The sequence below is a fragment of the Pseudomonas sp. B21-053 genome (assembly GCF_026016365.1).
GTDB lineage: Bacteria > Pseudomonadota > Gammaproteobacteria > Pseudomonadales > Pseudomonadaceae > Aquipseudomonas > Aquipseudomonas nunensis.
Genome location: NZ_CP087205.1, coordinates 1892206 through 1913846, shown reverse-complemented (window position 1 = coordinate 1913846; position 21641 = coordinate 1892206). Strand labels below are relative to the sequence as shown.

At 57.6% G+C, this 21641-nt stretch carries 20 protein-coding genes; 8 read left to right on the top strand and 12 right to left on the bottom strand.

What is annotated here, in order from left to right; all coding sequences use genetic code 11:
- Positions 1 to 226: 226 nt before the first annotated feature.
- Genes LOY68_RS08755 through sdhC form a run of 4 tightly spaced genes read right to left on the bottom strand, consistent with a single transcriptional unit; the run spans position 227 to position 3458 of the window.
- Entirely contained in the window at positions 227 to 931 is a 705-nt protein-coding gene (locus LOY68_RS08755; protein WP_054049457.1) for a succinate dehydrogenase iron-sulfur subunit, read from the bottom strand.
- An 11-nt stretch (positions 932 to 942) separates the two neighbouring features.
- Positions 943 to 2718 carry a succinate dehydrogenase flavoprotein subunit gene (sdhA, locus tag LOY68_RS08750; protein ID WP_054049455.1) on the bottom strand — a complete coding sequence of 592 codons (1776 nt, stop codon included), beginning with the start codon at positions 2716 to 2718 and terminating at the stop codon, positions 943 to 945.
- Positions 2719 to 2721: 3 nt separating this feature from the next.
- On the bottom strand, positions 2722 to 3090 hold the full coding sequence (gene sdhD, locus LOY68_RS08745; RefSeq protein ID WP_027922414.1) for a succinate dehydrogenase, hydrophobic membrane anchor protein: 369 nt from the start codon (positions 3088 to 3090) through the stop codon (positions 2722 to 2724).
- Positions 3084 to 3458, bottom strand: coding sequence for a succinate dehydrogenase, cytochrome b556 subunit (gene sdhC / locus LOY68_RS08740; protein WP_054615726.1), 375 nt, complete (start codon positions 3456 to 3458; stop codon positions 3084 to 3086). The genes sdhD and sdhC overlap by 7 nt, the downstream gene beginning before the upstream one ends.
- A 363-nt stretch (positions 3459 to 3821) precedes the next feature.
- Here sdhC and gltA point away from each other — a divergent pair, with 363 nt between their 5' ends.
- Positions 3822 to 5111, top strand: coding sequence for a citrate synthase (gene gltA / locus LOY68_RS08735; RefSeq protein WP_003222994.1), 1290 nt, complete (start codon positions 3822 to 3824; stop codon positions 5109 to 5111).
- A 1094-nt stretch (positions 5112 to 6205) separates the two neighbouring features.
- On the opposite strand, the gene LOY68_RS08730 is transcribed toward gltA, so the two are convergent.
- The 3 genes from LOY68_RS08730 to LOY68_RS08720 form a co-directional block, all read right to left on the bottom strand.
- Positions 6206 to 7864, bottom strand: coding sequence for a cation acetate symporter (locus LOY68_RS08730; RefSeq protein ID WP_163909105.1), 1659 nt, complete (start codon positions 7862 to 7864; stop codon positions 6206 to 6208).
- Positions 7861 to 8172 (bottom strand): DUF485 domain-containing protein, encoded by a 312-nt coding sequence (locus LOY68_RS08725; RefSeq protein ID WP_163909104.1) that lies wholly within the window; start codon positions 8170 to 8172, stop codon positions 7861 to 7863. Before LOY68_RS08725 ends, LOY68_RS08730 begins: the two co-directional genes overlap by 4 nt.
- Positions 8173 to 8455: 283 nt before the next feature.
- Complete coding sequence (locus LOY68_RS08720) at positions 8456 to 9307, bottom strand: glycine betaine ABC transporter substrate-binding protein (RefSeq protein ID WP_163909103.1); 852 nt, start codon at positions 9305 to 9307, stop codon at positions 8456 to 8458.
- Positions 9308 to 9607: 300 nt separating this feature from the next.
- Between LOY68_RS08720 and LOY68_RS08715 the strand changes: the two genes are divergently transcribed.
- A complete protein-coding gene (locus LOY68_RS08715; protein WP_265044141.1) occupies positions 9608 to 11203 on the top strand; it encodes a beta (1-6) glucans synthase in 1596 nt (531 codons plus the stop codon).
- Between the two features lie 98 nt (positions 11204 to 11301).
- Here LOY68_RS08715 and LOY68_RS08710 read toward each other — a convergent pair whose 3' ends face one another.
- The gene (locus LOY68_RS08710; protein WP_163909101.1) at positions 11302 to 11670 is read right to left on the bottom strand and encodes a hypothetical protein; all 369 of its coding nucleotides are present in this window, start codon (positions 11668 to 11670) and stop codon (positions 11302 to 11304) included.
- 224 nt (positions 11671 to 11894) lie between these two features.
- Between LOY68_RS08710 and LOY68_RS08705 the strand changes: the two genes are divergently transcribed.
- Positions 11895 to 13193: a serine/threonine protein kinase gene (locus LOY68_RS08705; protein WP_054049439.1), complete on the top strand. Its 1299-nt coding sequence runs from the start codon at positions 11895 to 11897 to the stop codon at positions 13191 to 13193.
- Complete coding sequence (locus tag LOY68_RS08700; RefSeq protein ID WP_163909100.1) at positions 13186 to 13974, top strand: VacJ family lipoprotein; 789 nt, start codon at positions 13186 to 13188, stop codon at positions 13972 to 13974. The genes LOY68_RS08705 and LOY68_RS08700 overlap by 8 nt, the downstream gene beginning before the upstream one ends.
- A 50-nt stretch (positions 13975 to 14024) precedes the next feature.
- Here the strand turns inward: LOY68_RS08700 and LOY68_RS08695 are convergent, their stop codons facing one another.
- The gene (locus tag LOY68_RS08695; RefSeq protein WP_265044140.1) at positions 14025 to 14633 is read right to left on the bottom strand and encodes a short chain dehydrogenase; all 609 of its coding nucleotides are present in this window, start codon (positions 14631 to 14633) and stop codon (positions 14025 to 14027) included.
- 105 nt (positions 14634 to 14738) lie between these two features.
- On the opposite strand from LOY68_RS08695, the gene LOY68_RS08690 reads away from it, so the two are divergent.
- Positions 14739 to 15620, top strand: a complete 882-nt coding sequence (locus LOY68_RS08690) for a LysR family transcriptional regulator (protein WP_265044139.1) — start codon at positions 14739 to 14741, stop codon at positions 15618 to 15620.
- A gap of 156 nt (positions 15621 to 15776) precedes the next feature.
- Here the strand turns inward: LOY68_RS08690 and LOY68_RS08685 are convergent, their stop codons facing one another.
- The gene (locus LOY68_RS08685; protein WP_054615732.1) at positions 15777 to 16691 is read right to left on the bottom strand and encodes a DUF808 domain-containing protein; all 915 of its coding nucleotides are present in this window, start codon (positions 16689 to 16691) and stop codon (positions 15777 to 15779) included.
- 135 nt (positions 16692 to 16826) lie between these two features.
- Here LOY68_RS08685 and LOY68_RS08680 point away from each other — a divergent pair, with 135 nt between their 5' ends.
- Entirely contained in the window at positions 16827 to 17432 is a 606-nt protein-coding gene (locus LOY68_RS08680) for a TetR/AcrR family transcriptional regulator (protein ID WP_046046335.1), read from the top strand.
- A 113-nt stretch (positions 17433 to 17545) separates the two neighbouring features.
- Here LOY68_RS08680 and LOY68_RS08675 read toward each other — a convergent pair whose 3' ends face one another.
- Positions 17546 to 18004 (bottom strand): REP-associated tyrosine transposase, encoded by a 459-nt coding sequence (locus tag LOY68_RS08675; protein ID WP_265044138.1) that lies wholly within the window; start codon positions 18002 to 18004, stop codon positions 17546 to 17548.
- Between the two features lie 195 nt (positions 18005 to 18199).
- On the bottom strand, positions 18200 to 18640 hold the full coding sequence (locus LOY68_RS08670; protein WP_163909094.1) for a GlcG/HbpS family heme-binding protein: 441 nt from the start codon (positions 18638 to 18640) through the stop codon (positions 18200 to 18202).
- 267 nt (positions 18641 to 18907) lie between these two features.
- Between LOY68_RS08670 and gcl the strand changes: the two genes are divergently transcribed.
- The gene (gcl, locus tag LOY68_RS08665; protein WP_054615735.1) at positions 18908 to 20683 is read left to right on the top strand and encodes a glyoxylate carboligase; all 1776 of its coding nucleotides are present in this window, start codon (positions 18908 to 18910) and stop codon (positions 20681 to 20683) included.
- Positions 20684 to 20824: 141 nt separating this feature from the next.
- On the top strand, positions 20825 to 21607 hold the full coding sequence (gene hyi / locus LOY68_RS08660; protein ID WP_163909093.1) for a hydroxypyruvate isomerase: 783 nt from the start codon (positions 20825 to 20827) through the stop codon (positions 21605 to 21607).
- Positions 21608 to 21641 lie beyond the last annotated feature (34 nt).

The window sequence follows — 21641 nt, the reverse complement described above, 5'->3', positions numbered from 1 at the left end:
CGTCGACACCGAGCAAACTTGCAGAAGTCCGAATGCAGCGACTAAAACAAGCCACTTAGGATCACGCTGATAGTCCGGGTACCAGCCCGGATGCCCCTGCTTGTCTCATTTCTTCAAAATACGAGCGGCAGCTTTATGGGCTACTGCTCAGGTTAAAACTACGGCGCCGGTTGAAGCCTGCGCCGTAGCATCTACGGGTACAGCGGTCCTGCGATTACAGCCTGAATCACACGCCGCTTTGCAGCAGCATGTTACGTACGTGTCCGATGGCCTTAGTCGGGTTCAGGCCTTTCGGGCAGACGTTGACGCAGTTCATGATCCCGCGGCAGCGGAATACGCTGAACGGGTCATCCAGCGAAGACAGACGCTCGGCAGTCTTGGTGTCACGGCTGTCTGCCAGGAAGCGGTACGCTTGCAGCAGGGCAGCTGGACCCAGGAACTTGTCCGGGTTCCACCAGAAGGACGGGCAAGAGGTCGAGCAGCAAGCGCACAGGATGCACTCGTACAGACCGTCGAGCTTTTCACGCTCTTCAGGGGACTGCAGACGCTCGATGGCCGGAGCCGGCGTGTCGTTCTGCAGGAATGGCTTCACCTTCTCGTATTGCTTGTAGAAGATGCTCATATCGACGACCAGGTCACGGATAACCGGCAAACCTGGCAGCGGACGAACGATCAGCTTGTTACCTTTTACGACAGCGGACAGCGGCGTGACGCAGGCCAGGCCGTTTTTGCCGTTGATGTTCATGCCGTCGGAACCGCAAACGCCTTCACGGCAAGAGCGACGATAGGAGAAACCTTCGTCCTGCTCTTTGATCAGGGCCAGCACGTCCAGCACCATCAGGTCTTTACCACCGGTATCGACCTGGAATTCCTGCATGAACGGCGCGGCGTCCTGATCAGGGTTGTAGCGATAAACACTGACTTTCAACATGGCAGCCACCCTTAATAAGTCCGAATCTTAGGTTCAAAAGTCGGAACAGTCTTCGGCGAGAAGTTCACGGCACGCTTGGTTACGCGCTTGTCACCCGGGAAGTACAGGGTGTGGCACAGCCAGTTTTCGTCGTCGCGGTCTTCGTAGTCTTCACGGGCGTGAGCGCCGCGGGACTCTTTGCGGATTTCTGCAGCGATGGCAGTGGCTTCGGCCACTTCCAGCAGGTTTTGCAGTTCCAGCGCTTCGATACGAGCGGTGTTGAACGCCTGGCTCTTGTCGTTGATCTTGACGTTGGCGATACGGCCACGCAGGTCAGCGAGCTGGGCGATACCCTTCTGCATGTATTCGCCGGTACGGAACACACCGAAGTAGTTCTGCATGCAGCTTTGCAGTTCTTTACGCAGGGTAGCGACGTCTTCGCCTTCAGTCCGCGCGTTCAGGCCGTCTAGACGTGCCAGGGCAGCGTCGATGTCGGACTGACGTGGGCGAGCGTAGTCGACGCCTTCTTTCAGGGTCTGTTCCAGGAACAGGCCGGCAGCACGACCGAATACCACCAGGTCGAGCAGCGAGTTGCCGCCCAGACGGTTGGCACCGTGAACCGATACGCAAGCCACTTCGCCTACTGCGAACAGGCCAGGAATGATCTGGTCAACGCCTTCAGCGTCCTGGGTGATTGCCTGACCATGAATGTTGGTCGGCACGCCGCCCATCATATAGTGGCAGGTTGGAACGACCGGGATCGGCGACACGGCTGGATCGACGTGGGCGAAGGTCTTGGACAGTTCCATGATGCCTGGCAGACGGCTGTGCAGAACTTCTTCACCGAGGTGATCGAGTTTCAGCATTACGTGGTCGCCGTCCGGACCGCAACCGTTGCCGGCGATGATTTCTTTAACCATCGAGCGAGCAACCACGTCACGACCAGCCAGGTCTTTGGCGTTCGGAGCATAACGCTCCATGAAACGCTCACCGTGCTTGTTGATCAGGTAGCCGCCTTCACCGCGGCAACCTTCTGTAACCAGTACACCGGCGCCGGCGATGCCGGTCGGGTGGAACTGCCACATTTCAATATCTTGTACCGGCACGCCAGCACGCAGAGCCATGCCGACGCCGTCACCGGTGTTGATCAGGGCATTGGTGGTGGACGAGTAGATACGGCCTGCACCGCCGGTCGCCAACACAGTAGCGTTCGCACGGACGTAGGAGGTTTCGCCGGTTTCGATGCAGATGACGATCATGCCGACAAAGGCGCCGTCTTCGTTCTTAACCAGGTCGACGCCATAGTATTCGTTGAGGAATACGGTGCCGGCCTTCAGGTTGGCCTGGTACAGGGTGTGCAGCAGTGCGTGACCTGTACGGTCGGCAGCGGCGCAAGTACGGGCAGCCTGGCCACCTTTACCGAAGTCTTTCGACTGACCGCCGAACGGACGCTGATAAATGCGGCCCTGTTCGGTACGGGAGAACGGCAAGCCCATGTGCTCGAGCTCGAAAACCGCTTCCGGGCCTACGGAACACATGTATTCGATAGCATCCTGGTCACCGATATAGTCGGAACCCTTGACGGTATCGTACATGTGCCAGCGCCAGTCATCGTTCGGATCAGCGGACGCGATGGCGCAGGTGATGCCACCCTGTGCGGATACGGTGTGCGAGCGAGTCGGGAAAACCTTGGTTACCACGGCAGTCTTGTGACCACCTTGTGCCAGCTGCAGGGCAGCGCGCATGCCGGCACCGCCGCCGCCAACGATGATGGCGTCGAACGAAAGCGTATTAACTGTAGTAGACATGAATCAGATACCCCAAAGAATCTGCACACCCCAGACGAAGTAGGCGAACATTGCAACGCCGCATACTGCCTGGAAGAGGAAACGTATCGCAGTGGCGGACTTGCCGAACGCCATTGGCGTCAGGTAGTCGGTCGCGATGGTCCACATGCCGACCCAGGCGTGAGCGCCGAGGGCAACGAGGGCCAGGAGACTGAAGATACGCATCCAGTTGCTTGCGAACAGTTCATGCCATTGGGCGTAGCCGATGCCTGGGTGGGCAACGACGTATCCGATCAGGAAAATGAAATAAGCCGCGAGAACGACCGCAGACACACGTTGTGCCATCCAGTCATAGAGGCCCGAACGCGACAGGTTCGTGACGTTAGTTACCATATCCAAACTCCTGCCAGAACGATTACCACCACGGAAACGGCGATAACGATTTTCGAGCCCAGTTTGCCGCCTTCAAGCGTCTCACCGATGCCCATGTCCATGATCAAGTGGCGCACACCGGCAACCAAGTGATACAGCAAGGCGGACAGGATGCCCCAAATCACTAGCTTGGCTAGCGGACTGGTCAGACACGCTTTCACCTGACCGAAGCCTTCTTCTGAGCTCAGCGATTTGTCCAATGCATAAAGCATGATGGCCAGGCTGACAAAGAGAATGACACCGGAGATTCGGTGAAGAATGGACGTGTAAGCAGTGACTGGGAGTTTGATGGTCCTTAGGTCTAGGTTTACAGGTCGTTGGCTATTCACGGCTTTTTTTCACACTGAAGAGCCCCTAACAATCAGGGCAAAGTTGTTGGGGAGTGCACTGGTCAGGTACCCACCACCCAGGGAGTGCGACCCCCAGCAAAGCAGGCCCAAAAGCCCCTGGCGGTCGGAGGCCGAGTATAGACAGTTAGGCTACTAATGACAACGCAATCACCTTCCCCTAATAGCGCATTGCACAAGTCGGATAAAAGGCGTAAATGGCAGGTAATTTCGAGGAAAAAGTCCGGTTAAAGCCTTCTGGAGCAAGACTTTAGGCAAATTGACATTCGAATTTATCTCACTATAGTGGTGCGGGCCCTGCGTGGGGGGTCTGTCTGATGATTTCAAGCATAAATAGGAGGCCACATGGCTGACAAAAAAGCGCAGTTGATCATCGAGGGCGCAGCCCCCGTCGAGCTGCCCATTTTAACCGGCACCGTTGGTCCCGATGTAATTGATGTTCGGGGCCTGACGGCCACGGGCCGTTTCACCTTTGACCCTGGCTTCATGTCGACCGCCTCTTGCGAGTCGAAGATCACCTATATCGACGGCGACAACGGTATCCTGCTGCACCGCGGCTACCCGATCGAACAGCTGGCTGAAAAGTCGGACTACCTGGAAACCTGCTATCTGCTGCTCAACGGCGAACTGCCGACCGCAGAACAGAAGGCCCAGTTCGTCAGCACCGTGAAGAACCACACCATGGTTCACGAGCAGTTGAAGACCTTCTTCAACGGCTTCCGTCGCGACGCCCACCCAATGGCCGTCATGTGCGGTGTAGTCGGCGCCCTCTCGGCCTTCTACCACGACTCCCTCGACATCAATAACCCGCAGCATCGCGAAATCTCCGCGATCCGCCTGGTTGCCAAGATGCCGACCCTGGCAGCGATGGTTTACAAGTACTCCATGGGTCAACCCATGATGTACCCGCGCAACGACCTGACGTACGCGGAAAACTTCCTGCACATGATGTTCAACACCCCGTGCGAGATCAAACCGATCAGCCCGGTACTCGCCAAGGCAATGGACCGGATCTTCATCCTCCATGCCGACCACGAGCAAAACGCTTCGACTTCGACCGTACGCCTGGCAGGTTCTTCGGGTGCCAACCCGTTCGCCTGTATCGCCGCTGGTATCGCTGCACTGTGGGGCCCTGCCCACGGCGGCGCGAACGAAGCTGTCCTGACCATGCTGGACGAAATTGGCGATGTATCGAACATCGACAAGTTCATCGCCAAGGCCAAGGACAAGAACGATCCGTTCAAACTGATGGGCTTCGGTCACCGGGTTTACAAAAACCGCGACCCACGCGCTACCGTCATGAAGCAGACCTGCGACGAAGTATTGAAGGAACTGGGGATCAACAACGATCCGCAACTCGAACTGGCCATGCGCCTGGAAGAGATCGCCCTGACCGACCCGTACTTCATCGAGCGTTCGCTGTATCCGAACGTCGACTTCTACTCGGGGATTATCCTCAAGGCGATCGGCATTCCGACCAGCATGTTCACCGTGATCTTCGCTTTGGCGCGGACTGTCGGCTGGATCTCCCACTGGAAAGAAATGCTCTCCAGCCCGTACAAGATTGGCCGTCCGCGCCAGTTGTACACTGGCTATGAGTCGCGTGACATTACCAAGCTGGAAGACCGCAAATAAGACCTGTCTTGCGATAACGTCTTGAGTTGTACCGGGAACGGCCTCTATTTATATAGGGGCCGTTTTTGTTTGTGTGCTCTGAATGGTCTCAGCGGCCTGAGGGCCGACTGGGTTTGGTTTTGGGTTGGGTGTATATCCGTTGCTTTGGTGATGGCGGCTGGCGGTTTCGCTCTTACAGCGAGTCACTTTTGACAAACGCCTCAAAAGTAACCAAAAAGTCTTCGCCCCGGCGTACGGCATCTCGCTTCGCTCGATGTACCCTCGCTACGGTGTCCATCAGAGGGCATCGCCTACGGTCTGCTTCGCGACGACCTCCTCTCGATGTGTGCGGCTTCGCCGCACGGCGCTACGCGCCTAACCCCCTGATGAACACCTACGCTCGGCCTGCCGAAGGGGCGAGAGATCAAGATCGACATCAAAATCAACGTCAAAAGCCACAGCCACAGCCACAGCCACAGCCACAACCACAACCACAACCACAGAAGATCTAGGGTTTGGGCTCGGATCAAAAGATCGTAGCTTCGGCAACCCAGATATCAGTACCTCAAAAAGAGATGAGTCGACCATCAGACCGCCTTCGCGGGCAAGCCTCGCTCCTACAGGGGGTACGCCACCCGCCCCTCACCACTCAACAGGCCGAGCGTTAGCTCGCCTGCAGCTCTTGATCTTGCTGTGCCCGCCCCTTCGGGAGGCTGAGTGGAGGTGTTCATCTGGGGGTGGGCGCGTAGCGCCGTGCGGCGCAGCCGCACACATCGAGAGGAGGTCGAAGCGAAGCCGACCGTAGGCGATGCCCCCAGATGAATACCGGAGCGAAGGAACGCCGAGCCTAAGCGAGGGGCCGGACGCTCGGGGCGAGCCTTTTTTTGCTTACTTTTTTTTGGCGTTTGAAAAAAAAGTGAGTCGCCGTAAGGGCGAAACCCTAAGCCGCCGTTACCGTAGAAACGGATATGTACACCATCCAAAAATACGATCAACCCGAAGGACGCCTTCGCGGGCAAGCCTCGCTCCTACAAAAACCAAAGCCAAAAAAATGCCCCGATCTCTCGACCAGGGCATTTCCATTCAACGCAGCTTATATATAAAAGCCAGAAGCCTTAGTGCGAAACCGCCCCACTCGCCCCCAACCCAGTCTGCGAACGCACAAATTGCGGGAAAAACAACGCCCGCTCATTGTCAGCCGCAGCAGACTTATCAGTAATCGAGAAAAACCAAATCCCGATGAACGCAATCGCCATCGAAAACAGCGCCGGATACTCATACGGGAAGATCGCCTTCTCGTGATGCAGAATCTGCACCCAAATGGTCGGACCAAGCACCATCAAGCCAACAGCACTGATCAGCCCCAACCAGCCACCGATCATCGCCCCACGAGTAGTCAGCTTCTTCCAATACATCGAAAGCAACAGCACCGGGAAGTTACAGCTAGCCGCAATGGAGAACGCCAAACCAACCATGAACGCAATGTTCTGGCTTTCGAACAAAATACCCAAGCCAATCGCCAACACACCCAATGCGATGGTGGTGATTTTCGAAACGCGGATCTCATCCTTATCGTTGGCCTTGCCCTTCTTGATCACACTGGCATACAGGTCGTGAGACACCGCCGTAGCACCCGCCAGGGTCAAACCCGCCACAACCGCCAGAATGGTCGCGAACGCTACCGCCGAGATGAAGCCGAGGAAAATACTGCCACCCACCGCGTTGGCCAGGTGCACCGCCGCCATGTTGTTGCCGCCCAACAGCGCGCCAGCAGCATCTTTGAAGGCCGGGTTGGTGCTGACCAGCAGGATCGCGCCGAAGCCGATGATGAAAGTCAGGATGTAGAAGTAGCCGATGAAGCCCGTGGCATATAGCACGCTCTTACGTGCTTCTTTCGCGTCACTCACGGTGAAGAAGCGCATCAGGATGTGCGGCAGGCCAGCGGTACCGAACATCAGTGCCAGGCCCAGGGAGAACGCCGAAACCGGATCTTTCACCAGCCCGCCCGGGCTCATGATCGCCTCACCTTTAGGGTGAACCTTGATCGCCTCGGAGAACAGCAGGCTGAAGTCGAAGTTGACGTGCTTCATCACCATCAGCGCCATGAACGAGGCACCGGACAGCAGCAACACGGCCTTGATGATCTGTACCCAAGTGGTCGCCAGCATGCCGCCGAACAACACGTACATGCACATCAGGATACCGACCAGGATCACCGCAACGTAGTAGTCGAGGCCGAACAGCAGCTGGATCAGCTTGCCGGCACCGACCATTTGCGCGATCAGGTAGAACGCCACGACCACCAGCGAACCGCAAGCGGACAGCGTGCGGATCTGGGTTTGCCCGAGGCGGTAGGACGCCACGTCGGCAAAGGTGTATTTACCCAGGTTACGCAGGCGCTCGGCGATCAGGAACAGGATGATCGGCCAGCCCACCAGGAAGCCGATCGAGTAGATCAGGCCGTCGTAGCCGGAGGTGAACACCAGGGCGGAAATACCCAGGAAGGACGCCGCGGACATGTAGTCACCGGCAATCGCCAGACCGTTCTGGAAACCGGTGATCTTGCCGCCTGCTGCGTAATAGTCAGCCGCCGAGTTGTTGCGCTTGGAGGCCCAGTAGGTGATACCCAGGGTCAAACCAACGAACGCGACGAACATCAGGATCGCAGAAACATTGAGGGGTTGTTTGTGCACTTCGCCGGTCAGGGCTTCAGCCGCCCAGGCGGCAGGTGCAAAGGCTGCGATGCTCAATAGAGCCATTAGACGCCGGATCATTGCTGAGCCTCCTTGAGAATCGCATTGTTCAGGTCGTCGAATTCGCCATTGGCGCGTCGTACATAGATTGCAGTCAAGATAAAGGCCGAAATAATCAGCCCGACACCAATCGGTATCCCCCAGGTAATCGAAGACTCAGGACTGATTTTCGCCCCGAGAATATGCGGCCCGTAAGCAATCAAAAGGATGAATCCGGAGTAGAGCCCAAGCATGATCGCCGAAAGAATCCAGGCGAACTTTTCTCGCTTTCTGACCAGCTCCTTGAAGCGCGGGCTGTTTTGAATCGAGAGGTAAATGCTGTCGTTCATTGTTTTTATCCTCGCAGCACAGATTATTGTTAGAACGTAGCCACTTTATGCGGCTGCGGGATGGGTTCCAGACGACCTTAGTATTAGAACGACATGACAGAATCGCCAATTTCTGGAACAAAATAATTAGCTAGCTTTGTACCTGTAGGAGCAAGGCTTGACCGCGATGGCGCCCTGGCGATCGCCATCGCGGGCAAGCCTTGCTCCTACAGGAATGCAAAAGGCCCCTTGGCAGTTAAGCCAAGGGGCCTTTAGAGGTACTGACTAGACGCTTGCGATCAAATCACTTGATCCATTCGGCAACACGGTCCGGGTGTTTCGCGACCCAATCCTTTGCAGCGGCTTCAGGTTTGGCACCATCCTGGATAGCCAACATGACTTCGCCGATTTCGTCTTTCGACGCCCACTGGAAGTTTTTCAGGAACTTGGCCACTTCCGGTGCTTTGGTCGCCAGTTCTTTGCTACCGATGCTGTTTACGGTTTCAGCAGCGCCATATACGCCTTTCGGGTCGTCGAGGAAGCGCAGTTTCCACTTGGCGAACATCCAGTGCGGCACCCAACCGGTGACGGCGATGGATTCGTTTTTCTTCTCGGCGCGGGTCAGCTCGGCAATCATGCCGGCGCCAGAACTGGCCTTGAGGGTGTAGTTGGTCAAGCCGTAATCCTTGATCGCCTGATCAGTCTTGAGCATCACGCCCGAACCGGCGTCGATGCCCACGATGCGGCCCTTGAAGCTGTCATCGGTTTTCAGATCGTCGATAGTCTTGGCTTTCACGTATTCCGGCACGATCAGGCCGATTTTTGCGTCCTTGAAGTTCGGGCCGTAATCGACGACCTGATCCTTGTTCTTGGTCCAGTATTCGCCGTGGGTCACGGGCAGCCAAGCGGAGAGCATGGCGTCGAGTTTGCCGGTGGCCACGCCCTGCCACATGATCCCGGTGGCGACGGCTTGCAGCTTCACGTCATAACCGAGTTTCTGCTTGATCACTTCGGCGGCCACGTGAGTGGTCGCAACGCTGTCGGACCAACCGTCAACGTAACCGATGCTCAGGGTTTTGCTCTCGGCATTGGCGAATGTGGAGCCAATCGCAAGTACCAGAGCGGCACTCGCGCCTAAAAGTCGTCGCATCTTCATCGTTACTTCCCCGAAAGTGCTGCGCCCGACGGATGCCGAGCGGCGTCAACGTATTGTTATGGTGCGAAGCGCCCCATCACGCCTCACCGCAAACTCGTTCGATCGTCAGCGTGATTTAGCAATGAGAACACTGACGCCTCGATAATCAACCTCACGACATCAACGACCTGTGCTGCCAGCGACCTCAAGGCATCGAGAAACGACATCAGAACGCCATTAATCGTGAGCGCCCTAAACAACCCGTCCGATCCGCCCGAACTTTGCATGTCAAAATCATGCAGGCCACCAAGCCCGGGGTAAATGCAGGTAACATGCGCGCCTTTGCTCCCAGACGGCCTGACCATGCCCGCGACATCACGCTTTCCTTTTTTGGCTTATCTTTTCGCCTGCCTGCTCGGGCTGTTTGCCCTCGGTGGTTTTTGGTACGGCCTCGGTAAACCGGTGATCCTGCCGGACGTCGCCAGCGCCACGCACAAGTTGCAATGCGCTTCCTACACCCCGTTCGACAAGGACCAATCGCCGTTCGACCAGCCGTTCAAGTTGCGCCCGGAACGCATGGACGCCGACCTCGCGCTGCTGTCCAAAAGCTTCGAATGCATCCGCACCTACTCCATGACCGGCCTCGAGGCCCTGCCCGACCTGGCGCGCAAGCACGGGTTGAAGCTGATGATCGGTGCCTGGGTCAACAGCAATCCGGTGGACACCGCCAAGGAAGTCGACCTGCTGATTGCCTCGGCCAACGCCAACCCGGACGTGGTGACCTCGGTGATCGTCGGCAACGAAGCGTTGCTGCGCAAGGAAGTCACTGGCGCACAACTGGCGAAGCTGATTAATCAGGTCAAAGGCCAGATCAAACAGCCTGTCACCTATGCCGACGTGTGGGAGTTTTGGCTGAAACACCCGGAAGTCGCCCCGGCGGTGGATTTCCTGACCATTCACTTGCTGCCGTACTGGGAAGATGATCCGTCGAACATCGACGCCGCCCTGCAACACGTGGCCGAAGTGCGCCAGGTGTTCGGCAACAAATTTGCGCCCAAGGATGTGTTGATCGGTGAAACCGGCTGGCCGAGTGAAGGCCGCCAGCGTGAAACCGCGCTGCCGAGCCGGGTCAACGAGGCCAAGTTCATCCGTGGTTTTGTCGCCATGGCCGAAGAGCAAAACTGGCATTACAACCTGATCGAAGCTTTTGACCAGCCGTGGAAACGTGCCAGTGAAGGTGCGGTCGGTGGCTATTGGGGGCTGTTCGATGCCGATCGCCAGGACAAAGGCGTGTTGGCCGGTCCGGTATCGAACGTTCCTTATTGGTCGCAATGGCTGGCGGTGGGCGGCTTGATTTTCCTTGGCACGTTGCTGCTGGGCGGTCGGGTTCGCAGCACCCGCGCCGCGTTGGTGCTGCCACTGCTGGGCGCGCTGGCGGCCTGCTCGATCGGGGCTTGGGGCGATCTGGCGCGGGTGACCACCCGGTTTGCCAGTGAATGGTTGTGGGTCGGTTTGCTGACGGCGTTGAATCTGCTGGTGCTGGCGCATGCCGCGCTGACATTGAGCGCTCGCACCGGTTGGCGTGAACGCGCTTTCAACGTGCTGGAACGCCGGGCGGGTTGGCTGGTGGCGGCGGCAGGCTTTGCGGCGGCGGTGATGATGCTGGAACTGGTGTTCGACCCGCGTTATCGCAGTTTCCCGAGCGTCGCGTTTATCCTGCCGGAGCTGGTGTACCTGTGCCGTCCGGTGAGTGTGCCGCGTCGGGAGATTGCCTTGCTGACCTTCATCATCGGTGCCGGCATTGCGCCGCAGCTGTTTCGTGAAGGGTTGCAGAACCAGCAGGCCTGGGGTTGGGCGCTGGTGAGTGTGTTGATGGTGGCTGGGTTGTGGCGTTGTTTGCGGGTTCGCAAAGGGTAAACATCGGTAAGGCAAGATCAAAAGATCGCAGCCTTCGGCAGCTCCTACAGGGATATGCATTCCATGTAGGAGCTGCCGAAGGCTGCGATCTTTTTCTATCAGGCGCTACGCGACGCCCGGACCAGACGCAAAGCCGCAATCACCACCGCAAACACCGCCAGCGTCGTGTTGTACAACGCCAACGCCGGGAACCCCAGTACCAGCGCCAACACCGCCAGCCACCACCCTGCCCGGCCCGGCACGACAAAACCGATCACTGCTGCGGCCAATGCGCCCCAGCCCAAGACCTTGAAGTGGATCATCAGCCCGAGGTTCGACCGAACCTGGCATTCCCAGCGGCTTGCCTCGTCCACGCAGAGGCCGACCCATTGCGCATCCTCCATGAAGCCATAACGCGCGCCATAACTGGCGGCCAGCCATAAAGGCAGCAAAACAAGCAGCAGAATCACGGGCAGACGGCGGGACATGAAGCACTCCAATAGACGAAAACGGCCGCCAGCTTAATCGCCCGGCGGCCTTGTGCAAGCGTTAACAACAGTTAACTGGGCAACGAATCGCTGCAAAGTGTATCGTCCAGCTACTATTACTCCGAATTTAGCCCTGATTGGTGCCGATCCATGGCACTTTGGCGCAAACCCCGTGGTCATAGCCTGCGAACTTCATTCGGCACCTTTCTCTAAGGGATCTAGTCATGCTCCGTTCCTTGCGCTTCGCCGCCCTGTTTGGCGGCCTTATTTTGAGTGCGTCCGCACTGGCGGTCGATATCGACGCCGCCAGCTATGGCTACCCCTTGACCAACCCGTTCGAGGCGACGATTGCCACGACTCCACCGGAGTTGCGCCCGGAGTTGCCGGCCAACGAAGACATCAATCAGCAAGACCGCAGCGTGCGGTTGCGCCCGGAGCGTGAGTTCAGCCTGCCAGACAACTTCTGGCCGGTGAAGAAACTCACCTACCGCATTGCGACCCAGGATCACGCCGCCCCGCTGATTTTCCTGATCGCCGGCACCGGCGCGCGCTATGACAGCAGCCTCAACGAATACCTGAAAAAGCTCTACTACAAGGCTGGCTACCACGTCGTGCAGCTGTCGTCGCCGACCAGCTTCGACTTCATGAGCGCCGCTTCACGTTTCGCTACGCCTGGTATCACCAAGGAAGACGCCGAAGACATGTACCGGGTGATGCAGGCCGTACGGGCGCAAAACCCGAAAACGCCAGTCACCGAGTACTACCTGACCGGCTACAGCCTGGGCGCCCTGGATGCCGCGTTCGTCGCGCACCTGGACGAAACCCGTCGCAGCTTCAACTTCAAGAAAGTCTTGCTGCTGAACCCGCCGGTCAACCTCTACACCTCGATCACCAACCTCGACAAGCTGGTACAGACCGAGGTCAAGGGCATCAACAACAGCACCACGTTCTATGAACTGGTGCTGAACAAACTGACCCGCTACTTCCAGCAAAAAGGCTACATCGACCTCAACGATGCCCTGCTCTATGACTTCCAGCAGTCCAAGCAGCACCTGACCAACGAACAGATGGCCATGCTGATCGGCACCTCGTTCCGTTTCTCGGCCGCCGACATTGCCTTTACCTCCGACCTGATCAACCGCCGTGGCCTGATCACGCCGCCGAAGTACCCGATCACCGAAGGCACTAGCCTCACGCCGTTCCTCAAGCGTGCGCTGCAATGCGACTTCGACTGCTACATCACCGAGCAAGTCATCCCGATGTGGCGCGCCCGCACCGACGGCGGCAGCCTGCTGCAACTGATCGACCAGGTGAGTTTGTATGCGCTGAAGGATTACCTGCACGACAGCCCGAAAATCTCGGTCATGCACAATGCCGATGACGTGATCCTCGGCCCTGGCGACCTGGGCTTCCTGCGCCGGACCTTCGGCGACCGCTTGACCGTTTACCCATTGGGCGGCCATTGCGGCAACCTTAACTATCGCGTCAACAGCGACGCCATGCTGGAGTTCTTCCGTGGCTAAATATCTCCTGCTTATCGCAGCGTTACTCTGTGCAGGCGTCGCCAATGCCGACAACAGCAAAGCCAACGCGCCGGTCGTGATCGGCAACGACGGCTTCAAGGAACCGCTGACCAAACTCAAATTCAACCCGGGCCTGGACCAGCGCGAGTTCGAGCGCTCGACGCTCAACGCATTGAACGTCTACGACCCGCTGGAAGAGTGGAACCGCCGGGTTTACCACTTCAACTACCGCTTCGACCAATGGGTGTTCTTGCCGGTGGTCGATGGTTATCGCTACATCACTCCAAGCTTCCTGCGTACCGGTGTGAGCAACTTCTTCAATAACTTGGGTGACGTGCCGAACCTGCTCAACAGCATGTTGCAGCTCAAGGGTCATCGCTCGCTGGAAACCACCGCGCGCCTGCTGCTCAACACCACCATCGGCGTCGCCGGCCTGTGGGACCCGGCCACCGCCATGGGCCTGCCGCGCCAGAGCGAAGACTTCGGTCAGACTCTGGGTTTCTACGGCGTACCGAGCGGTGCCTACTTCGTGCTGCCAATCCTCGGCCCTTCCAACCTGCGTGATACCGCAGGCCTGGTGGTCGATTACACCGGCGAGGCGGCGGTCAACTTCCTGAACGTCTCCGAAGTCAGCTCCAACCACCCGGAAATCTGGGTCCTGCGCGGCGTCGACAAGCGCTACCAGACCAGCTTCCGCTACGGTCAGCTGAACTCGCCGTTCGAGTATGAAAAGGTGCGTTACGTGTACACCGAGTCGCGCAAGTTGCAGATTGCCGAGTGACAACCCGTGCCGCCGCCGAGTGCATTTGATGCCTCGGCGGCGGCAACTTTTCAGGCATCGACTACCAGCACCTGACCGGTGATGAAACCGTCTACCGATCGCTCGAACGCCTTGCCAACCAGACTGCCCGGTACTGGCTGGAAACCCGGCATCATCTCGCCATAAACGTCCCACGCCTCGGTCAGCACGGTCGGATTGACCACGTTGATGCGGATGCCTCTCGGCAATTCATTGGCAACGCATTTGACGAAGGTATCAATGGCACCGCTGGTGGTGGCGTCTGCGATGGCCCAAGGGATAGGTTTCAAGTTCAGGATCCCGGAGATCAAGGTGAATGATCCGCCGTCGGCAATGTACTCAGCGCCTATTTTGACCAGATTGATCTGACCTATCAGTTTGCTGCCAATGGTGGTGTCCCACTGCTCTGCGGTCATGTCCATAAACGGCGCGTACTCACAAACACCTACTGTATTAACGACGGCATCAAACTTGCCGACCGTTTTGAACAGCTGAACGATGGACGCCGTATCGGTGATATCGACTTTATAGTCACACCCTTCCCCTGAGCGACTTGCGGTAATTACCCGATGTTTGCTCATACCCGACATTGCCGCCCGGCCCATTTTTCCCTGCGCACCAATCACAATTACAGTCTTCATAAATCACTCATCATTAGAAAAAGTATTTTGTTGAAACCGCTGGCAGTCTAAAAAACCGGCGATACAATAAAAAACAATCTTTCCTTGTAAGTGATACAAGCAATCATGGTAGATCGCATCGAAATCAAGCATATGCGCGTGTTTATGCACCTGATGAAAGAAAAAAACGCGTCCCGGGTGGGCCTGCAAATCGGCCTGTCTCAGCAGGCAATCAGTGAATACCTGAAAAAACTCCGTGAAGAATTCAACGACGTCCTGTTCGTCAGAAACAGTAACGGCCTCACGCCAACTGACTTTGCGTTCGAACTGGCGATCAAGTTTGAGCGGGTATTGGCCGAAGTCGACAAGCTGAACGACGACACGCCTTATGACCTCAAGAGTTTGAAACGCGAATACACGATCATCGCCAATGAACATGCGCAACAAGCGATCATTCCGATATTGGTGTCGAAAGTCATAGCCAGCGCACCCAACATAAGTTTCAAGATTCTTGATTTTTACCCAGAACAATACAAAGACATGTTGTTGTCGGGGGAAGCGGATCTTTTAATTGGGTTCAAGGCCTTTATTGATCAAGGGCTCAATCAGATCGAGTTGAAAAAAGATCACTACGCCTGCGCGGTGGGCAATCGCTCCGACTTGATCAACCAGATTCACAGCCTGAAAGACCTGGAAAAATTCCCGCATGTCTCGGTCAGCAACCGGAAGGACCAGCTCAACGACACGGTGGACAGCTTTCTCAAAAAGCACGACATATCAAGAAAGGTCATCGCGGTATTGCCTTGCTACACCTCTTTGCAACGGTTCCTGGACGCCAACGACGTCATTACGTTCCTGCCCTCGGCACTGGCACCGGGGGCCAATCTCAAGCTACTCGATCTTGACGACCAACCCGAGAGCTTCGACATTGTTGCCGCGTGGCATGGCAGGTCGTCACACAATCAGTTTCACAAGTGGATGATTGAAACGCTTCTGGGTTTGAATTGAGACAACCAGTTTTCAGAACACCACTAATCCAATGTGGGAGCGGGCTTGCTCGCGAAAGCGTTGTTTCAGTCAACATTTCTGTTGAATGTGACACCGCTTTCGCGAGCAAGCCCGCTCCCACATTGGGTTGGGGCTATCTCTGGAGATAACCAGGCTTCAGCCTTTTACCGACTTCCAGATTTTGCTCACCAGCATGACACCGGCCAACACAATGGCACCCGCCACAATCCCCGCCACGGCATTCAACAACGTCGGCACGATGAACCCGGCCCCGCCGGCACTCGCGCTAACGCCTTCAATCCAGTGATGCACCACCGGCACGCCATGGGTCAGGATTCCGCCACCGACCAGGAACATCGCCGCTGTACCAATCACCGACAGGCTTTTCATCATGTACGGTGCTGCACGCAGGATCGCCCCGCCGATGCTTTTGGCCATCTGCCCTGGCTTCTGGGTCAGCCACAGACCGAGGTCGTCGAGTTTGACGATGCCCGCCACCAGGCCATAGACGCCGATGGTCATGACGATGGCGATGCCCGACAGCACGATCACTTGCTGAGTCAACGAGGCGTCGGCCACGGTGCCGAGGGTGATGGCGATGATTTCCGCCGAGAGGATGAAGTCGGTGCGAATCGCGCCTTTGATCTTGTCCTGTTCGAACGCCACCAGATCGGTCGCCGGATCAGCCACGGCCTCGACCAGTTGCGCGTGTTCGGCGTCGTCTTCAGCCTTGCTGTGCAGGAATTTGTGCGCCAGCTTCTCGAAACCTTCGAAACACAGGTAAGCACCACCGATCATCAACAACGGCGTGACCAGCCACGGAATGAACGCACTGATGGCCAATGCCGACGGCACCAGAATCAGTTTGTTGCGAAACGAGCCCTTGGCCACGGCCCAGACCACCGGGATTTCCCGTTCGGCGCGTACACCGCTGACTTGCTGGGCGTTGAGCGCCAGGTCGTCACCGAGCACGCCGGCGGTTTTCTTGGCGGCCATTTTGGTCATCAACGCCACGTCGTCGAGGACGGCGGCAATGTCGTCGATCAGCACCAGCAAACTGCTTCCTGCCATGAATCAGGTTTCCTTCGAATAGTGAATGCCGCGCAGCATAGCGCGAGCCGATGCGCTGCGGGGCATTCTTGAGCGCCGCGCGAGGCCGGTGCTACCATGCGCAACCGCCAGAACAGGCAAGGAACCACCTGGTTTATGAGCACTATCCGCGAGCGCAACAAAGAACTGATCCTGCGTGCCGCCAGTGAAGAATTTGCCGACAAGGGCTTCGCTGCGACCAAAACCAGTGATATCGCGGCCAAGGCGGGATTGCCCAAGCCCAACGTCTACTACTATTTCAAATCCAAGGAAAACCTCTACCGCGAGGTCCTGGAAAGTATCATCGAGCCGATCCTGCAGGCCTCGACGCCATTCAACGCCGATGGCGTGCCCAGCGAAGTGCTGAGCGGCTACATCCGCTCCAAGATCCGCATCTCCCGCGACCTGCCCTTCGCCTCCAAGGTGTTCGCCAGCGAAATCATGCACGGCGCCCCGCACCTGAGCGCCGACCTGGTCGAACGCCTCAACGGCCAGGCCAAGCACAACATCGACTGCATCCAGACCTGGATCGACCGCGGCCAAATCGCCCCCATCGACCCCAACCACCTGATGTTCAGCATCTGGGCCGCGACCCAGACCTACGCCGACTTTGACTGGCAGATCTCGGCGGTGACGGGGAAGGCGAAGCTGGACGAGGCGGATTATGAGGCGGCGGCGCAGACGATAATTCGGTTGGTGTTGAAGGGATGTGAGCCGGACTGATAGACCGAGCGCACCCATTCGCGAGCAGGCTCGCTCCCACACTCGATCTTCGGTGTTCAATAATCCCCTGTGGGAGCGAGCCTGCTCGCGAATGAAGGCAACCCGGTTTCAGTTCAAACCCAAATCGCATCCCACAGCGGATAGTCACCATACTTGGCAACCAGCCCTGCCCTCACTGGGTTGGTGACAACATATCGAGCAATATTCACCAGATTTTCCTCACGGCGCAGCGCTCGATCATGAAAGCCTCTCTGCCATAGACCAGTCCTGCGACCGGTGGCCAGTTTCACCGCTTTGGTACTCAGAGATTTGGTTCTTTGCATCAGCTCGCTCAGTGAGCCCCGCTGCAACTCAATCAGCCAATGAATATGATCAGGCATAACAACCCAGGCCAATGAGTTGGCACAACCCTGGTTCTGAGCAGCTCGGAATTGTTCGACCACTAGTCGGCCCAAGAAAAAGTCTTTGAAGACTGGCTCTCTGCCAAAAGTGTTGGTGGTTAAAAGATAAACTCGGTTCTGTTCGGCATAGCGGCCGATGCGCAGGCGATGTGAAGCAGCTAGATCCGGCATTCCTTTGCCCTTTCATGATTAAGTCATGAAGAAGGCTAGACCTGTAAATGCCAAAGGGTGGGGCAGACTTTTAGCAGGATGTGTCTGGGAAATTGCCTCCGCGAGCAGGCTCGCTCCCACAGGGGATTTTTGAACACTGAAGATCCACTGTGGGAGCGAGCCTGCTCGCGAAGGCGGTCAATCAATCACCACAAATCAAGCAGTAACCCCCGCATCCGCCCGCAACCCCTGCGCTTCAATCGCGCTGATCGCACATTGCTCATCCACGTCCGACAGATCCCCGCTAATTCCCACCGCTCCCAGCACATTCCCATCCTGATCCCGGATCAACACACCACCCGGTGCCGGCACCACGCTGCCCTGCCCCAGACTGTTCAGCGCGGCGATAAACGCCGGCCGCTGTTGTGCATCCAGCGCCAGCAATCGGGAGCCTTTGCCTAGCGCGATGGCGCCCCAGGCTTTGCCGATGGCGATTTGCGGGCGTAGCAGGCTGGCGCCGTCTTCGCGTTGCAAAGAGATCAGGTGGCCGCCGGCATCGAGTATCGCGATGGTCAGTGGTGCTGCGGATATTGCACGCCCTGCGGCGATGGCCTGGTTGCTCAGGCTGACTGCGTCTTTCAAGGTTAAAGCGCTCATGGTGCCGTCCTCATTTTGTTATTGGAAAACGGTGGGGCTGCGGTTTTGTGCCGCAGTCCGATGCAACAAATAGAACACAATAGATTATTTATTTGTATACAATAATTCTCGAAAAGCGCCACATGCGACGAAAAGCCACAGCAGAACGGGCTTCCGACGAATGAAACAGTCGCTTGAGAAAATGGATTGACCTGCGCCGTCCGCCGTGAATACACTCTGCGCAAAGCCACTTGTATACAATTACAAAACGTAAGAGGCACCAAAACCATGAGCAAAATGAGAGCAATCGAAGCCGCCGTTCTGGTGATGCGCCGTGAAGGGGTTGATACCGCTTTTGGCATCCCGGGCGCCGCGATCAACCCGCTGTACTCCGCCCTGCAGAAGGTCGGTGGCATTGATCACGTGCTCGCTCGCCACGTTGAAGGCGCTTCGCACATGGCCGAGGGCTACACCCGCACCAAGGCCGGCAACATCGGCGTGTGCATCGGTACTTCCGGCCCGGCCGGCACCGACATGGTCACCGGCCTGTACAGCGCCTCGGCCGACTCGATCCCGATCCTGTGCATCACCGGCCAGGCACCACGGGCGCGCATGCATAAAGAAGACTTCCAAGCTGTCGACATCACCGCCATCGTCAAGCCAGTGACCAAGTGGTCCACCACGGTCATGGAACCGGGCCAAGTGCCGTACGCGTTCCAGAAAGCTTTCTACGAAATGCGTTCCGGCCGCCCAGGCCCAGTACTGATCGACCTGCCGTTCGACGTGCAGATGGCCGAAATCGAATTCGATATCGATGCCTACGAACCACTGCCGCTGGCCAAGCCCACCGCTAACCGCGTGCAAATCGAGAAGGCCCTGGCCATGCTCGACCAGGCTGAGCGTCCATTGCTGGTAGCCGGTGGCGGCATCATCAACGCCGACGCCAGCGAATTGCTGGTGGAGTTCGCCGAGCTGACCGGCATCCCGGTCGTCCCGACCCTGATGGGCTGGGGCACGATCCCGGACGATCACCCGTTGATGGTCGGCATGGTTGGCCTGCAAACCTCGCACCGCTACGGCAACGCGACCATGCTGAAATCGGACATGGTGCTGGGCGTCGGTAACCGTTGGGCCAACCGTCACACTGGCTCGATCGACGTCTACACCGAAGGCCGCAAGTTCATCCACGTTGACATCGAACCGACCCAGATCGGCCGCGTGTTCACCCCGGACCTGGGCATCGTGTCCGACGCCGCTGCCGCGCTGACCGTGTTCATCGAAGTCGCTCGCGAATGGCAAGCCGCCGGCAAGCTGAAAAACCGTAGCGCCTGGCTGCAAGACTGCCAGCAGCGCAAGGCCAGCCTGCACCGCAAGACCCACTTCGACAACGTGCCGGTCAAGCCGCAGCGTGTGTACGAAGAGATGAACCAAGTGTTCGGCAAAGACACGTGCTACGTCAGCACCATCGGTCTGTCGCAGATTGCCGGCGCGCAGTTCCTGCACGTCTACAAGCCGCGTCACTGGATCAACTGCGGCCAGGCCGGCCCGTTGGGCTGGACCATTCCGGCGGCGCTGGGCGTGGTCAAGGCTGATCCGACTCGCAAAGTCGTGGCGTTGTCGGGCGACTATGACTTCCAGTTCATGATCGAAGAATTGGCGGTGGGCGCGCAGTTCAAGCTGCCGTACATCCACGTTGTGGTAAACAATTCGTACCTGGGGCTGATCCGTCAGGCCCAGCGCGGTTTCGACATGGACTACTGCGTGCAGCTGTCCTTCGATAACCTGAACGCTCCGGAACTCAACGGTTACGGTGTCGATCACGTGGCAGTCGCCGAAGGCCTCGGTTGCAAGGCGCTGCGTGTGTTCGAACCGGGTCAGATCCAGCCTGCCCTGCGCAAGGCCCAGGAACTGATCGAAGAGTTCAAGGTGCCGGTGATCGTCGAGATTATCCTGGAGCGCGTGACCAACATTTCCATGGGCACCGAGATCAACGCCGTCAACGAATTCGAAGACCTGGCGCTGGTCGGCAACGATGCGCCAACCGCGATTTCGTTGCTCGATTAACAGCTTAACGCTTCCCCTGTAGGAGCGAGGCTTGCCCGCGAAGGCGTCGTACCATTCAACATTGATGTCGACTGACACGACGCCTTCGCGGGCAAGCCTCGCTCCTACAGGGGGGAGCCCAAACATACACGGGAGACCACCATGCCGCGTTTCGCAGCCAACCTGTCCATGCTGTTCACCGAACAGGATTTTCTTGCCCGTTTTGAAGCGGCCGCCAAGGCCGGTTTCAGTGGTGTCGAATACCTGTTCCCTTACGACTTCAGCTCCGCCGAGATCAAGGCCAAGCTCGACGCCAACGGTCTGACCCAGGTGCTGTTCAACCTGCCGGCCGGCGACTGGGCCAAGGGCGAACGCGGTATCGCGTGCCTGCCGGATCGGGTCGAAGAGTTCCGCGCCGGGGTCGACCTGGCCATCGCTTACGCCAAGGTGCTGGGCAATAGCCAGGTCAACTGCCTGGCGGGTATCCGTCCACAAAACGTCGATGACGCCACCGTGGAAAAAACCTTCGTCAGCAACCTCAAGTACGCCGCCGACAAGCTGCAAGCGGCGGGCATCAAGTTGGTGATGGAAGCGATCAACACCCGCGACATCCCGGGTTTCTACCTGAACAACACGGCGCAAGCCCTGTCGATTCGCGAACAGGTGGGCAGCGCCAACCTGTTCCTGCAATACGACATTTACCACATGCAAATCATGGAAGGCGACCTGGCCCGCACCCTGCAATCTCACCTGGGAGAGATCAACCATGTGCAGTTGGCGGACAACCCTGGCCGCAACGAACCGGGCACCGGTGAAATCAACTACCGCTTCCTGTTCGAACACCTCGATCGCATTGGTTATCAGGGTTGGGTGGGTTGCGAATACAAGCCGCTGACCACCACAGAAGCGGGCCTCGGCTGGCTGAAAACCCATAACGCGATCTGACACAGATCCCTGTGGGAGCGGGCTTGCTCGCGAA